This window comes from Bradyrhizobium sp. USDA 3311 (genome assembly GCF_054062495.1).
In genome coordinates this window covers 3,960,918-3,974,320 of sequence record NZ_JBSSFI010000001.1, presented here as the reverse complement: position 1 = coordinate 3,974,320, position 13,403 = coordinate 3,960,918, and the positions used below count along the sequence as shown (strand labels likewise).

14 protein-coding genes, 1 other RNA gene and 1 pseudogene are annotated in these 13,403 nt (G+C 64.5%); 7 read left to right on the top strand and 9 right to left on the bottom strand.

Annotation, left to right across the window (positions count from 1 at the left end; all coding sequences use genetic code 11):
• Positions 1-65: 65 nt before the first annotated feature.
• The 8 genes from ACVWW6_RS18840 to ACVWW6_RS18805 form a co-directional block, all read right to left on the bottom strand.
• Positions 66-575 carry a dihydrofolate reductase gene (locus ACVWW6_RS18840; protein WP_456681221.1) on the bottom strand — a complete coding sequence of 170 codons (510 nt, stop codon included), beginning with the start codon at positions 573-575 and terminating at the stop codon, positions 66-68.
• Entirely contained in the window at positions 575-1,060 is a 486-nt protein-coding gene (locus ACVWW6_RS18835; RefSeq protein ID WP_011089251.1) for a GNAT family N-acetyltransferase, read from the bottom strand. The genes ACVWW6_RS18840 and ACVWW6_RS18835 overlap by 1 nt, the downstream gene beginning before the upstream one ends.
• Positions 1,061-1,065: 5 nt before the next feature.
• Positions 1,066-1,860 (bottom strand): thymidylate synthase, encoded by a 795-nt coding sequence (locus tag ACVWW6_RS18830; protein ID WP_456681220.1) that lies wholly within the window; start codon positions 1,858-1,860, stop codon positions 1,066-1,068.
• A gap of 170 nt (positions 1,861-2,030) precedes the next feature.
• Positions 2,031-3,011: a tripartite tricarboxylate transporter substrate binding protein BugD gene (locus ACVWW6_RS18825; protein WP_456681219.1), complete on the bottom strand. Its 981-nt coding sequence runs from the start codon at positions 3,009-3,011 to the stop codon at positions 2,031-2,033.
• 147 nt (positions 3,012-3,158) lie between these two features.
• Positions 3,159-4,673, bottom strand: a complete 1,515-nt coding sequence (locus ACVWW6_RS18820) for a tripartite tricarboxylate transporter permease (protein ID WP_027544749.1) — start codon at positions 4,671-4,673, stop codon at positions 3,159-3,161.
• A 7-nt stretch (positions 4,674-4,680) separates the two neighbouring features.
• Positions 4,681-5,442 carry a tripartite tricarboxylate transporter TctB family protein gene (locus tag ACVWW6_RS18815; RefSeq protein ID WP_028176176.1) on the bottom strand — a complete coding sequence of 254 codons (762 nt, stop codon included), beginning with the start codon at positions 5,440-5,442 and terminating at the stop codon, positions 4,681-4,683.
• A gap of 94 nt (positions 5,443-5,536) precedes the next feature.
• On the bottom strand, positions 5,537-6,067 hold the full coding sequence (locus ACVWW6_RS18810) for a chromate transporter (RefSeq protein ID WP_456681218.1): 531 nt from the start codon (positions 6,065-6,067) through the stop codon (positions 5,537-5,539).
• A complete protein-coding gene (locus tag ACVWW6_RS18805) occupies positions 6,064-6,669 on the bottom strand; it encodes a chromate transporter (protein WP_456681217.1) in 606 nt (201 codons plus the stop codon). Before ACVWW6_RS18805 ends, ACVWW6_RS18810 begins: the two co-directional genes overlap by 4 nt.
• Before the next feature lie 83 nt (positions 6,670-6,752).
• Here ACVWW6_RS18805 and ssrA point away from each other — a divergent pair.
• From ssrA to feoB, 7 genes and pseudogenes are all read left to right on the top strand, one after another.
• Positions 6,753-7,120, top strand: a transfer-messenger RNA (tmRNA) gene (gene ssrA, locus ACVWW6_RS18800).
• A gap of 114 nt (positions 7,121-7,234) precedes the next feature.
• Positions 7,235-7,754, top strand: a pseudogene (locus ACVWW6_RS18795) (SspB family protein).
• A gap of 90 nt (positions 7,755-7,844) precedes the next feature.
• Entirely contained in the window at positions 7,845-9,278 is a 1,434-nt protein-coding gene (gene fumC, locus ACVWW6_RS18790) for a class II fumarate hydratase (protein WP_456683168.1), read from the top strand.
• Between the two features lie 276 nt (positions 9,279-9,554).
• Positions 9,555-9,743 carry a DUF4169 family protein gene (locus ACVWW6_RS18785; protein WP_011089260.1) on the top strand — a complete coding sequence of 63 codons (189 nt, stop codon included), beginning with the start codon at positions 9,555-9,557 and terminating at the stop codon, positions 9,741-9,743.
• The gene (locus ACVWW6_RS18780) at positions 9,740-9,991 is read left to right on the top strand and encodes a ribbon-helix-helix domain-containing protein (protein WP_011089261.1); all 252 of its coding nucleotides are present in this window, start codon (positions 9,740-9,742) and stop codon (positions 9,989-9,991) included. Before ACVWW6_RS18785 ends, ACVWW6_RS18780 begins: the two co-directional genes overlap by 4 nt.
• Positions 9,992-10,107: 116 nt before the next feature.
• Positions 10,108-10,383 carry a FeoA family protein gene (locus ACVWW6_RS18775; RefSeq protein WP_011089262.1) on the top strand — a complete coding sequence of 92 codons (276 nt, stop codon included), beginning with the start codon at positions 10,108-10,110 and terminating at the stop codon, positions 10,381-10,383.
• Between the two features lie 49 nt (positions 10,384-10,432).
• Positions 10,433-12,304, top strand: a complete 1,872-nt coding sequence (gene feoB / locus ACVWW6_RS18770; RefSeq protein WP_456681216.1) for a ferrous iron transporter B — start codon at positions 10,433-10,435, stop codon at positions 12,302-12,304.
• A 312-nt stretch (positions 12,305-12,616) separates the two neighbouring features.
• On the opposite strand, the gene ACVWW6_RS18765 is transcribed toward feoB, so the two are convergent.
• Positions 12,617-13,372, bottom strand: coding sequence for an outer membrane protein (locus tag ACVWW6_RS18765; RefSeq protein ID WP_456681215.1), 756 nt, complete (start codon positions 13,370-13,372; stop codon positions 12,617-12,619).
• Positions 13,373-13,403: the final 31 nt, after the last annotated feature.

Here is a 13,403-nt window from a genome sequence, read left to right as displayed (position 1 = left end):
GCCCGGGCTGTCTTTGCAGCTAAGCCCGGGGGCAGAAAAGTCAATGTTAACATTGGCGAATGCGGTTAATGGCGCGGCCGCCGACGATATGTCACATAGGAGTAATCGGCGCTGTCGTTCGGTCCGGCAGGATGACGGATGCGCGCCGTCTCCTCCCATTCTGCCTTGTCGATGCCGAAATGCGTGTCGCCGTCGGGGCGCGCATGCACTTCGGTGATTTCGAGCCGATCGGCACGACTGAACCATTGCCGATAGATCTCGGCGCCGCCGATCACCGCGATCTCAGTGACCGAACGCCGCAGGGCATCGCCGCGCGCAATCGCCTCCGCATCCACGCCTGATGTCGTGACGACGGCACCGGCGGCGCGATAAGCCGGATCGCGCGTGATCACGATGTTGGTGCGGCCCGGAAGCGGCCGGGGCAGGGATTCGAAGGTCTTGCGGCCCATGATCACGGGCTTGCCGATCGTGAGCGCCTTGAAGCGCGCCATGTCGGATTTCTGCCGCCATGGAATCGCGTTACCTGCGCCGATGACGCCATTCTCCGCGACCGCCACGACGAAGACGATCTCCATCAGACAGAGCTCCCCGCAAGCCGCGTCAGCGCAGGACCGGTGACGCGGCACAGCGTCCAGTCGTCCATCATGACGGCACCGAGCGACTTGTAGAACGCGATCGACGGCGCGTTCCAGTCGAGCACCGCCCATTGCAGACGCGACCAGCCGTTCTCGACGCATTCCTTTGCGAGATAGACCAGCAGCGCCTTGCCGAGGCCTTTGCCCCGATGCGACGGCCGCACATACAGATCCTCGAGATAGATGCCGTGACGGCCGCTGAAGGTGGAGAAATTGGCGAACCAGACCGCAAAGCCGACCGCCTCGCCGTTCCACTCGGCGATCGCACAATAGAGCCGCGGTCGCTCGCCGAACAGCGCGTCCGCGATGTCAGCCTCGGTCGCCTCGACCTCGTGCGAGAGCTTTTCGTATTCGGCGAGCTCACGGATGAAGGCAAGAACCAGCCCGGCTTCGCCAGGACGCACGCGGCGGATGTTGAGCGACATCTGCGTCAGACCGCGACTTCCGCCTTGATGTGCGGGTGCGGATCGTAACCGACGAGCTCGAAATCCTCGAAGCGGAAGGAGAAGATGTCCTTCACGTCAGGATTGATCCGCATCACCGGCAGCGCACGCGGCGCGCGCGTGAGCTGAAGCTTCGCCTGGTCCAGATGGTTGGAATAGAGATGGGTGTCGCCGAACGAATGCACGAAGTCGCCGGGCTTCAGGCCCGTGACCTGCGCCACCATCATGGTGAGCAGCGCATAGGAGGCGATGTTGAAGGGCACGCCGAGGAACACGTCGGCCGAGCGCTGATAGAGCTGGCACGACAGCTTGCCGTTGGCGACATAGAACTGGAACAGGCAATGGCACGGCGGCAACGCCATCTTGTCGACCTCGGCCGGATTCCAGGCCGAGACGATCAGGCGGCGCGAGTCCGGATTGCGCTTGATCATATCGACGACGTTGGCGATCTGGTCGATGCTGCGTCCGTCCGGCGCGGGCCAGGAACGCCACTGATGACCATAGACCGGACCGAGATCGCCGTTGGCGTCCGCCCACTCGTCCCAGATGGTGACGCCGTTGTCGCGCAGATATTTGATGTTGGTGTCGCCCTTCAGGAACCACAACAGCTCGTGCACGATCGCCTTCAGCGGCAGCCGCTTGGTGGTCAGCATCGGGAAGCCGGCCGACAGATTGAAGCGCATCTGATGGCCGAACACCGAGAGCGTGCCGGTGCCAGTCCGATCGGTCTTCTCGGCGCCGTCTGAGAGAATCCGCTCGAGCAGGTCCTGATACTGGTGCATGTGTCGTGTGCCTTTGGGGAGGCCGCGAACTTAGCGGCCACCTCCGCGCTGCGACAGCGGCGATTCGCTGCCTGCACCGATTATACCCGGAAAAAGTGAGCGTTTCCGGTGCAAACGACAAGGGGCGGAACCCGCGTCCCGCCCCTCGCGTATCGGCTTGATTGTGCTGGTTAACTGGCCGGCTTGAGCACCGGCGTCCACTTCGCGATCTCGTTCTTCACGAGGGTCGCGAGCGCCTCCGGCGTCCGGTCCTTTGGGCCCGGGATGACGCTGCCGAGCTCGAGCAGGCGCTTCTTCACGGTCTCGTCGTCGAGCGCCTTGACGGCGGCGGCGTTCAGGCTCGCCAGGATCGCCGGCGAAGTTCCCTTCGGTGCGAACATCGCGTTCCAGGCCTGGGCCTGGAACGCAGGCAGGCCGGCTTCCGTCGTCGTCGGCACGTTCGGCAGCGACGGATTGCGCTCGGCCGTTGCGATCGCATAGGCCTTGATGGTGCCGGCGTTGATCTGTGGCACGGCGTTGACGATCTGGTCGCACATGTAGTCGACCTGCCCCGCCACCAGCGCGTTCATCGCGGGGCCGGTGCCGTTGAAGGGCACGCCGACCGGCTTGATGTCGAGGATGGAGTGCAAGAGCTCGCAGGACACGTGCGAGACCGAGCCGACGCCGGCATGCGCCGCGTTCACCTTCTCGGCATTGCCCTTCACGTAGGCGACGAACTCCTTCAGGTCCTTCGGCGGAAAATCCTTGCGCGCCAGGATCAGGATCGGCGTGCCCGCCAGCAGCGCGATCGGCTCGAAGTCTTTCTCCGGATGATAGGCAAGCTTCGGGTAGAGCGGCACGGATGCGGCGTGCGTGCCCATATGCCCCGTGATCAGCGTATAGCCGTCATTGGCCGCGCGTGCGGCCCGCGCGGTCGCGGTGGTGCCGCCGGCGCCGACCACGTTCTCGATGACGATGCTCTGCCCCAGCGTCTGCGCCATGTGCGCGGTGACGATGCGGGAGATCACGTCGGTCGGGCCGCCGGCCGCGAACGGCACGATCATGGTGATGCCGCGCGTCGGATAGGTCTGCGCCTGAGACGGTGCGACAAACGCGCACAGCGATGCGGCAGCCGCGGCACATGCGCCCGCGAGCGCGCGAATAAAGGTCATGCCGATCCCCTTGTCGGTTCCTTGGGACACAAACAAAAATGCCGGCCACAAGGGCCGGCATTTTCATTTCACGAAGACATCACACAAGTCGATTCGACTTCCGAATGCGGCGCGCGGACGCAGGGCGCCGCGACGACGCAGGCGCGGTCAGTTCTCGGATTCGGTGAACACCTCGTCGCGCTTGGCGCGCAGCGCGGGCAGCACCGTGAGGATCAACAGGCTCGCCGCGATCGCCAGCAGCACCGCCGACAACGGACGCGTCAGGAACACGCTCCAGTCGCCGCGTGAGATCAGCAGCGCGCGGCGCAGGTTCTCTTCCATCAGCGGTCCGAGCACCATGCCGAGCAGCAGCGGTGCCGGCTCGAAATCGTGCTTGATCAGCCAGTAGCCGACGAGACCGAACACGCCGGCGAGGATGACGTCGACCGGTGCGTTGTTCACCGAGTAGATGCCGATCGCGCAGAAGATCACGATCGAGGGGAACATCAGCCGGTAAGGCACGCGCAGCAGGCGGACCCAGATTCCGACCAGCGGCAGGTTGATGATGATCAGCATCAGGTTGCCGATCCACATCGAGGCGATCATGCCCCAGACGAGATCCGGCTGCTTCTGCATCACCTGCGGGCCCGGCACGATGCCATGGATGGTCATCGCGCCCACCATCAGCGCCATCACCGCGTTCGGCGGGATGCCGAGGGTGAGCAGCGGGATGAAGGAGGTCTGCGCCGCCGCGTTGTTGGCGCTTTCCGGCGCCGCCACGCCCTCGATCGCACCGCGGCCGAACCGCGACGGGTTCTTGGCGATCTTCTTCTCGAGCGTATAGGCCGCAAAGGACGCGATCACGGCACCGCCGCCCGGCAGGATGCCGAGGATCGAGCCGAGCACGGTGCCGCGCAGGATGGCAGGCGCGGAGTCGCGCAGATCCTTCCTGGTCGGCATCAGGCCGGTGATCTTCTGCTGCACGAGGTCGCGGTTCATCTCGGCGCCGGCGTCGAGGTTGCGGATGATCTCGGCAAAGCCGAACACGCCCATCGCCACCGTCGCAAAGCCGAGGCCGTCGGCGAGCTCCGGAATGTTGAAGGCCATGCGCGAGGCGCCGGTCTCGATGTCCGAGCCGACCATCGACATGAGCAGGCCGAGCACGATCATCGCGATCGCCTTCAGCACCGAGCCCTTGGCCAGCACGACCGCGAAGATCAGGCCGAGCACCATCAGCGAGAAATACTCGGCCGGGCCGAACGCCAGCGCGAGCTTGGTCAGCGGCGCGCCGAGCACGGCGATGAGCACGGTCGCGACGCAGCCGGCGAAGAACGAGCCGATCGCGGCGATCGCCAGCGCCGGGCCGGCACGGCCCTGCTTGGCCATCTGGTGACCGTCGATGGCGGTGACGACCGATGTCGCCTCGCCGGGTATGTTGACCAGGATCGACGTGGTCGAGCCGCCATATTGCGCGCCGTAATAGATGCCGGCGAGCATGATCAGCGCGCCGACCGGCGGCAGTCCGAAGGTGATCGGCAGCAGCATCGCCACGGTCGCGATGGTGCCGATGCCCGGGAGAACGCCGACCAGCGTGCCGACGAGGGCGCCGATCAGGCACATCAGGAGGTTGATCGGAGAGAGCGCGACGGCGAAGCCGTGGGCGAGGTTGGCAAAAATATCCATCACGCCCTCACTGGATCAGGAAACGCGGAAACATCGGCATCGGTAGCCCGAGCACGTAAGGGAAGAGCAGCGCGCAGCCGAGCGTCAGGCAGGCGCCGACGATGGCAGCCTCCAGCCAGCGCGTCTCATGCGAGCCCATCGCTGCGATCATGAAGCTCGCGAAGGCGGAGACCACGAGGCCCAGCGGCCGGATCGCGAGCGCGAAGAACACGATCGAGACCATCACGAACAGCGGCCCGCGCCAGGAGTAATGGGCCATCGCCGGCCCGTCGGTCAGAAGGCCGGTCAAGGCAATGCCGGCGGACAAGGCGACCAGCAGCCCGCCGAACATGCGCGGCGCGGTGCCCGCACCGAAGGAGAAGCCGCGCATGCCCTGCAAATCGCTCGAGGCCCACAGCGCGAACAGCGCGAGTGCCATCAGGATGACGCCGCCGACATAATCCTGGGCCGACCGGATGGTCATGAACAGCGTGACGATCGCCACCGCTAAGACCGGATAGGAATAGATCAGCGCCAGCAGCACGTCGGATGACGCCTTCTTGGTCTCACCGCCGACCGATCCGATCAGTGCCGCGGGAGCGCCCGCGACCAGCGCGGTGGCATGGCTGATGAGAACGGTGGCCGGGCCGCGTCCCGCGCCCCAGCCAAAGATCGTCCCGATCGACCAGATGAATTCGAATATCTGCGGCGCAACGGCCAGCAGACAAAAACCGATCGCCACCGAGGTGTTTCGGGTGGCTGTCGCTGAGTGGCCCATCGTATCGGCCATGCATGTCTCCTCCGCGACCCGTAAGTCACGCGCAGTGTTGTTCTAATCGGCTGGAAATGGATCCCTCGCCCGGATCACTGCCTAGCGATTTTCATTACACAATGCCAGCAAAACCCAACAAGCCCCCGGCGAGCAGGAGCCATAGTGGATTGATGCGCGAGATCGCTGCGAGCACCGCAACCATCGCGGTCAGAAGCACCGCAGCAATCGTGCGATCGGTCGCGTTGGCCAGGATCAGGGCACTCGCCGCCATCAATCCGATCGAGAGCGGAACCAATGCAGCCTGGATCAGGCCGGGCCAGCGCGATTGGCTCGGCCGGTTCAAGAGCCGGCTGACATAGTAGGCAACCAGCGCGGTCGGCAGGCACATGGCCAGCGTCGCTGCCAGCGCGCCGGGGATGCCGGCGACGGCATAGCCGATTAACGTCACGATAAGCACGTTCGGACCTGGCGAGAGCTGCGCGATCGCATAGGCATCAGTGAACTGCTTGTCGGTCATCCAGTGATGCACATCGACCGCGATACGATGCATCTCGGGCACCGCGGCCGCGGCGCCGCCGACCGCGAACAGCGACATCAGCGCAAAGGTGGAGATCAGCGCCCAGATCGGGTTCTCGGCGTTCACGCTGCTACCTTCCGCCGCAGGAGGAAGGTGGCGCCGACACTCACGGGGATCGCGACCAGCAACACCGCCTGGAGCGGCAGGCGAAGCACGCCGATGGCGAGGAACACGCCGAGCATCAGGATGAGCGCAACGGCGTCCATCCGCTTGAGCAGCGGCGTCATCATGCGAAAGACGACCGCGATCAGGAGGCCGACCGCCGCGCAGGAGATGCCTGCGAGGATGCGGCGCAGCACCTCCACATCGCCGAACCGGGCGTAGATGATCGCAAGCACGGTCATGATCAGCGTCGGCGGCAGCAGCAGCCCGGCAAAGGCGGCAACGCCGCCCGCGATCCCGCGCAGCCGCGCGCCGAAGACCATCGACAGATTGACGATGTTGGGCCCGGGCAGGAAATGGCAGAGCGCGAAGGTTTCGTTGAACTCGTCCGCCGTCATCCAGCGGTGCTGCTCGACGATCGCCCGCCGGGCGAACACCAGAACTCCGCCGAAACCAGCCAGGGACATCCGGGCGAAGGCCACAAACAGCGCGGCCAGGCTGGGCGGAGGGCCGCTGGTCGCGGCACGATCCGGCTCTTGGGCGGCCGGTGCTGAATCCGGGGACATGTCAGGAGCTTAGAACGAGGGCCGGCGCGAGGCCAAGGCTATCCGGAACCTATCCAAAGGGAACCGCGCCATGCCGCGCCAAACCCCTGTCTTTCTAAACCTTTGCCCCCTATATTGGGGGTGCCGGTTCGCCGGCTATGGAAATAAACGGTCGTCGTAATAAACCATTCGGACCCGGGGGCGGTACCCGGCGCCTCCACCAAAGCCCACCAGCGGGCAGGCCCTAGAAGCGGGTTTTGGCGGGGGCGAAATAGGATCGACGAGGGCGTAAAGGGCGTGCTTTTTCCCGGTATTGTTCCGCCGTTATCGGGCTACTGCAATAGTTGCCAACGACAACTTTGCTCCGGTTGCTCAGGCTGCGTAACGCAGTTTGAAAGACCATCTTAAAGTCCTAACGGGTTAAGCTCCGTTAGGCGGGGTTCGGAGGCACCTGGCAACAGAAGCCTCCACTTACCTTCGATTTCCTCCCCCACGGGGACTCCTGCTGACCCGTCAGGCGCGGTACTATTGCGGCTTGGCGAGTCGGGCCGGCAGGGTCCAACTCCTGGAATGCAACAGGACCACCATGGCGACCGATCATATCCGATACGATGTGCTGGCCCGCGACGCGCTGCGCGGCGTGCTGCGCGAAGGTGCTGACCGACGCCGCGTCCCATGGACTGCCGGGCGAGCATCATTTCTTCATCACCTTCGTGTCGAAGGCCGAGGGCGTAAAGCTGTCGTCGCGGCTCCTGGCGCAATATCCGGAAGAGATGACGATCATCCTGCAGCATCAGTTCTGGGATCTGACCGTGCTCGAGGACCGCTTCGAGGTCGGGCTGTCCTTCGGCGGCATTCCGGAGCGGCTGGTGGTGCCGTTCAGCGCCATCAAGAGCTTCCTCGATCCGTCCGTGAAGTTCGGCCTCCAGTTCGACACGTCCGATGTCGCCGAGGTCGCGCCCGAGACGTTGCCCGCGGCCCCTGCCCCTTCGGCCCTGTCGGTGCCCACGCCCGCCACGGACAAGGCGGAGACCGCGGAAGAGCCGACCCCGCCGAGCCAGGGCGGCGCCGAAGTCGTGCGGCTCGATCGTTTCCGCAAGAAATGATCTAGGCTACCGCGCGAGACCGTCGCGCCCGGCCAAACTGCCTATATAGAGGAGCACATGAAGAGGCCGCGCGGCATTTCGCGCGGCGGAATGGATGTGCTCATGGCCAAATCTGCACGCACGAAGACCGCTCGCCCCGCGACCCGCACCGAGACCGACAGTTTCGGTCCCATCGAGGTCCCCTCCGATCGCTATTGGGGCGCGCAGACCGAACGTTCGCGGCAGAATTTCCGCATCGGCACGGATCGCATGCCGATCTCGCTCGTGCATGCGCTCGGCATCGTCAAGCTCGCCGCGGCGCAGTCCAACCGCGAGCTCGGCCTGCTCGACCAGCGCCGCGCCAGTGCCATCATCCGCGCCGCGCGCGAGGTGATCGACGGCAGCCTCGACGATCATTTCCCGCTCGTCGTGTGGCAGACCGGCTCGGGCACGCAGACCAACATGAACCTCAACGAGGTGATCGCCAACCGCGCCAATGAGATGCTCGGCGGCGAGCTCGGCGCCAAGAAGCCGGTGCATCCGAACGATCACGTCAACATGAGCCAGTCGTCGAACGACTCTTTTCCCACCGCAATGCATATCGCGGCGGCGAGCCGCATCACCGCCGATCTCGTTCCTGCCCTTGGCGAACTGCTCCGTGCGCTGCGCAAGAAGGAGAAGGAGTTCGCCAAGATCGTCAAGATCGGCCGCACCCACACCCAGGACGCGACGCCGCTGACGCTCGGCCAGGAATTCTCCGGCTATGCCACGCAGGTCGAAAGCGGGATCGCGCGACTGAAGGTCGCGGTGAAGGAGCTCTATCCGCTGGCGCAGGGCGGCACCGCCGTCGGCACCGGCCTCAACGCGAAGCCGCGCTTTGCAAGACTGTTCGCAAAGCACGTTGCCGGAATCACCAAACTGCCCTTCACCAGCGCCGCCAACAAATTCGAGGCGCTGGCCTCGAACGATGCCTATGTGCTGGCGCACGGCGCCATCAATTCGGTCGCGACAGGCCTGTTCAAGATCGCCAACGACATCCGCCTGCTCGGATCGGGTCCGCGCTCAGGGCTTGGCGAACTGATCCTGCCGGAGAACGAACCGGGCTCGTCGATCATGCCGGGCAAGGTCAATCCGACGCAGTGCGAGGCGATGACCATGGTGTGCTGCCAAGTGTTCGGCAATCACACCGCGATCACGGTCGCCGGCAGCCAGGGCCATTTCGAGCTCAACGTCTACAAGCCCGTGCTGGCCTACAACATGCTGCACTCGATCCGGCTGATGGCCGATGCCGCGCGCTCCTTCACCGAACATTGCGTCAGCGGCATCCGCGCCGACGAAAAGCGCATAAGTGAACTGATGCAGCGTTCGCTGATGCTGGTGACCGCGCTCGCGCCGAAGATCGGCTACGACAACGCCGCCAAGGTGGCCAAGACGGCGCATGTCAACGGCACCACTCTGAAAGAGGAGGCGCTGCGGCTCGGCTTCGTCACAGCGGACGAGTTCGACCGTTTGGTGCAGCCGGAGAAGATGACGAAACCGGGGTAATTCCTAATTCCGATAGTCATCCGTAATGATACGGAGCCAAAAAGCTCATAATTGTAAGGCTTAAAGGACAGGATTTGATTACCGTCAATGTTCCGGAAAGACGGCGTGCTACGCAGCTATTCTGCCCTTGGCGGGGCGAAATTCATCGTTTGATGGCCCAAGGGGCCGATTGACGAGGACGAGCAAATGACAATCAAGTCTTGTGGGGCGCGACGCGGCCCCCTGTTTCTGAATGTTTCATCCTGCCTGAAGAGGATCGGATGATGGAGACGCGGCATGGGGAACGTCATCAACCTGAATCGTTTCCGGAAGCGCGCCGAGCGGGAAGCCTCGGCGAAGCAGGCGGACGCCAATCGAGCGAAGTTCGGCCGCACGAAAGCGGAGCGGTCGGCGGAGGAGACGCGCGCGGACAGGGCGAAGGAGCACCTGGACAAGCATCAGATCGATCGCGAGGAGCAGCCATGAAGTCGCCCGTCGTGAAACGATCGATCGTCGTCGCCGGTCACAAGACCAGCGTCAGCCTGGAAGAGGCGTTCTGGAACGGCATGAAGGAGATTTCGGGCCTGCGCAACATGACGCTGTCCGAGCTCGTCGGCGAGATCGACGGCAACCGCCAGCAGGGCAATCTGTCCTCGGCGATCCGCCTGTTCGTGCTGGACTACTTCAAGAGCCGCGCCATGGCCGTCCAGCCGGACAAGGTCCCGGCCCAATAGCCGGCAAGGCGTCTTTTCGGCGCGTCGGGGCGTTCGCACTTTAAAATCACTCTAAGGTGCAGCTTCCGGCGAGCAAGCGCGCTTGACCTCAATGCCCTGCGTTGAAAATACAGGGCATGACCGACACCAATGATACGCGCCCTCACATGCCGCTGGGTCTGGCCCTGCGCGGCTACACCGGCGTCATCCAGCACCTGTCCGCCAGGGACACCGGTTCGGCGCTCTCGGACATCGAGCTCGAGAGCCGGCTGATCGAACTCGGCTTCGTCGAGGGGGCCCGGGTCGAGGTCCTGCATGAGGGGCTGGTCGGGCGCGATCCCATCGCCGTGCGGGTCGACAGCATCACGATCGCGGTCCGTCGGCGCGAAGCCATGGCCATCATCGTCGCCTGAGGCGGCCGCCCCCTGACCTCAGGCCTTTGATCCCAGATCGTTGAAAATCATGGAAGCACCCCTCCTGCATCTCGCCCTGGTCGGCACGCCAAACAGCGGCAAGACCTCGCTGTTCAATGCCCTGACCGGCAGCCGGCAGAAGGTCGCGAACTATCCGGGCGTCACCGTCGAGCGCAAGGAAGGCTTCTTCGTCACGCCCCAGGGACGCCAGGTCTCGGTGGTCGACCTGCCCGGCACCTATTCGCTGCGCGGCCGCAGCCCGGACGAGGAGATCACCCGCGACTTCGTGCTCGGCAAGGCCTCCGGCGAGACCGTGCCCGACCTCGTGCTGTGCGTGGCCGATTCCACCAATCTGCGCTTGACCATCCGCCTGCTGCTGGAGCTCAAGCGCACCGGCCGGCCGATGATCCTCGTGCTCAACATGTTCGACATCGCCGCGCGCCGCGGCATCACGGTCGACGTCGAGCGGCTCGCCAAGGAGCTCGGCGTGCCCGTGGTCACCTCGATCGCGGTGCGCAAGGGCGGCACGGCCGATCTGTTGACGCTGACCGACGAGATCTCGGCCACGCTCGCCACCGAGCCTGCGGAGAACACCTGGCGCGCGCTCAGCGTCGGCGAATTGCGCTCCACCCAGCGCGAGGCCGACCGCATCATCGCCGACTGCGTCAGCTTGCCGAGCCGGCCTGACACCTGGACCGCGCGGATCGACGCGGTGGTGCTGCATCCCGTCGGCGGCCTCATCGTGCTGGCGCTGATCCTGTTCGTGATGTTCCAGGCGGTGTTCGCCTGGGCGCAGCCGCTGATGGAGCTGCTCAATTCCGGCTTCGACGCGCTCGGCGAGTTCGTGCACACCACCCTGCCCGCCGGCCTGCTCCAGAGCTTCCTCCAGAACGGCGTGATCTCGGGCGTCGGCAGCGTGATCGTGTTCCTGCCGCAGATCATCATCATCTTCCTGTTCATCCTGCTGCTGGAAGATTTCGGCTACATGGCGCGCGCCGCGTTCCTGATGGACCGCATCATGGGCGGCGCCGGCCTGCACGGCCGCGCCTTCATCCCGCTGCTGTCGAGCTTTGCCTGCGCCATTCCCGGCATCATGGCGACGCGCGTGATCGACAACAAGCGCGACCGGCTGACCACGATCCTGATCGCGCCACTGATGACCTGCTCGGCGCGCATCCCGGTCTACACGCTGATCATCTCGGCCTTCATTCCGGCGAAGGACGTCTGGGGCTTCATCAACCTCCAGGGCCTCGTGATGTTCGGCCTTTACGCCGCCGGCATCGTCAGCGCGCTTGCCGTCTCGTTCCTGATCAAGTTCTTCATGCTGCGCGACTACGCGCCGGCACCGTTCATGCTGGAGCTGCCGGACTACAAGATGCCGCGGCTGAAATCGATCGCGATCGGCGTCTACACGCGGGCCAAGATGTTCCTCCACCGCGCCGGCACCACGATCTTCTCGATGATGGTGCTGATCTGGTTCCTGGCCTCGTTCCCGCAGCCGCCGGCGGGCGCGACCGAGCCCGGCATCGACTTCAGCCTTGCCGCCATCATCGGCAAGGCGCTCGAGCCGCTGCTCGCCCCCGTCGGCTTCAACTGGCAGATCGCGGTCGCCCTGATCCCGGGCATGGCGGCGCGCGAGGTCGCGGTCGCAGCGCTCGGCACGGTCTATGCGATCGAAGGCGGCAAGGAAGCGGCCGAGCAGATCGGCCAGGTGCTGGCGACGAAATGGTCGCTCGCCACCGCGCTGTCGATGCTGGCCTGGTACATCTTCGCCCCGCAATGCGCCTCGACGCTGGCCGTGATCCGGCGCGAGACCGGAAGCTGGCGATGGATGGCGGTGACCTTCAGCTACATGCTGGTGCTGGCCTATGCCGCGAGCCTCGTGACGTACAACGTCGCGGTGGCGTTGGGGGCGGGATAGAGTCCCCTCTCGAAACTAAAAACTGCGAAAACAACCCCATGCACAGTAGACGGGGGTCGTGAAATCAATGGCTTACGAATTATCCGAATTCGCTTGACCCGTCGGGCAAGACACCGGCATGATGGCATCATCGGGAAGCGTCCGCCAACGATTGATCGCGGCCCGCATCCTCGACGAGTCCGCACAATTCACCCGCGCCTGGCCTTGCGACATCGCAGGAATTGATGCCGGACCTCCATCGTTTTCTTCGGCTTCCCATGAAAAGGCCCCGGTCGATGCCGGGGCCTGAGTTCACCGGGAAGACACACACACTCAATAGCGAGCAGCGACCGGAGCACCGAAACCACCGAAGCGGTAGTTCAACCGAAGCGTAACCATGTCCACATCCTGGCTGATCCCGCTGCCGGTGAGCGTCAACCCGCCGGGCGTGACCACGCCTGCGAAGCCGAAATTGTCGCGTCCCATCCAGAGATGGTCGTACTCGATACCGGCCGACCAGTTCGGCGCAAAACCATATTCCCAGCCGACACCCAGGGCGCCGCCCCAGCGCGTGTGACCTGCCGAAGCCAGTCCGACGCCGGTGACGTTGTTGAATATATCGAATCGATTGCGGGTCACGGCAGCGCCGCCCTTCACGTAGAACAGCGAAGCGTTCCATGCCCAACCGAGCTGGGCTGTGAACAGCCCAATGGCGTCGGTCTTGCCTGTGGTCGAGATCAACGGATCGATCAGGCTGACGCGCGTGTTCTTGATCTCGGCCCAATCGCCCTGAGCTTCCAGACCAAGCACAAACTGATTGGTTTGCCAGCGGTACCCGATCTGTCCACCCGCAAGACCACCGGAGCGATCGGCGCAGCCACCTGCTACCGTCCCAGCGGGCGTTACGAAGTCGACGCAACCATGGCTTTGCCCCCAGCCACCGTTGGCCCCGATGTAGAATCCGCTCCAGCTGTAGACCGCCACCACTGGTGCCGGCGGCGGCGCCTTGACGGCCATGTCGGCCGCCATGGCCGGAGCCGCCATACTCAGTGCCACGAAGCCGATCGCAGCAGTCGAAAACTTCCTCATGGTCTCGTCCCCTTTTTTGCTCTTTCGTTCA

Excerpts from the sequence above, each read along its gene's own strand:
- ACVWW6_RS18830 (WP_456681220.1), bottom strand. The coding sequence starts at position 1,860 with ATGCACCAGTATCAGGACCTGCTCGAGCGGATTCTCTCAGACGGCGCC.
- fumC (WP_456683168.1), top strand. The coding sequence starts at position 7,845 with ATGGATGTGCTCATGGCCAAATCTGCACGCACGAAGACCGCTCGCCCC.
- ACVWW6_RS18775 (WP_011089262.1), top strand. The coding sequence starts at position 10,108 with ATGACCGACACCAATGATACGCGCCCTCACATGCCGCTGGGTCTGGCC.
- ACVWW6_RS18765 (WP_456681215.1), bottom strand. The coding sequence starts at position 13,372 with ATGAGGAAGTTTTCGACTGCTGCGATCGGCTTCGTGGCACTGAGTATG.
- ACVWW6_RS18785 (WP_011089260.1), top strand. The coding sequence starts at position 9,555 with ATGGGGAACGTCATCAACCTGAATCGTTTCCGGAAGCGCGCCGAGCGG.
- ACVWW6_RS18815 (WP_028176176.1), bottom strand. The coding sequence starts at position 5,442 with ATGGCCGATACGATGGGCCACTCAGCGACAGCCACCCGAAACACCTCG.
- ACVWW6_RS18825 (WP_456681219.1), bottom strand. The coding sequence starts at position 3,011 with ATGACCTTTATTCGCGCGCTCGCGGGCGCATGTGCCGCGGCTGCCGCA.
- ACVWW6_RS18780 (WP_011089261.1), top strand. The coding sequence starts at position 9,740 with ATGAAGTCGCCCGTCGTGAAACGATCGATCGTCGTCGCCGGTCACAAG.
- ACVWW6_RS18835 (WP_011089251.1), bottom strand. The coding sequence starts at position 1,060 with ATGTCGCTCAACATCCGCCGCGTGCGTCCTGGCGAAGCCGGGCTGGTT.
- feoB (WP_456681216.1), top strand. The coding sequence starts at position 10,433 with ATGGAAGCACCCCTCCTGCATCTCGCCCTGGTCGGCACGCCAAACAGC.
- ACVWW6_RS18805 (WP_456681217.1), bottom strand. The coding sequence starts at position 6,669 with ATGTCCCCGGATTCAGCACCGGCCGCCCAAGAGCCGGATCGTGCCGCG.
- ACVWW6_RS18820 (WP_027544749.1), bottom strand. The coding sequence starts at position 4,673 with ATGGATATTTTTGCCAACCTCGCCCACGGCTTCGCCGTCGCGCTCTCT.
- ACVWW6_RS18840 (WP_456681221.1), bottom strand. The coding sequence starts at position 575 with ATGGAGATCGTCTTCGTCGTGGCGGTCGCGGAGAATGGCGTCATCGGC.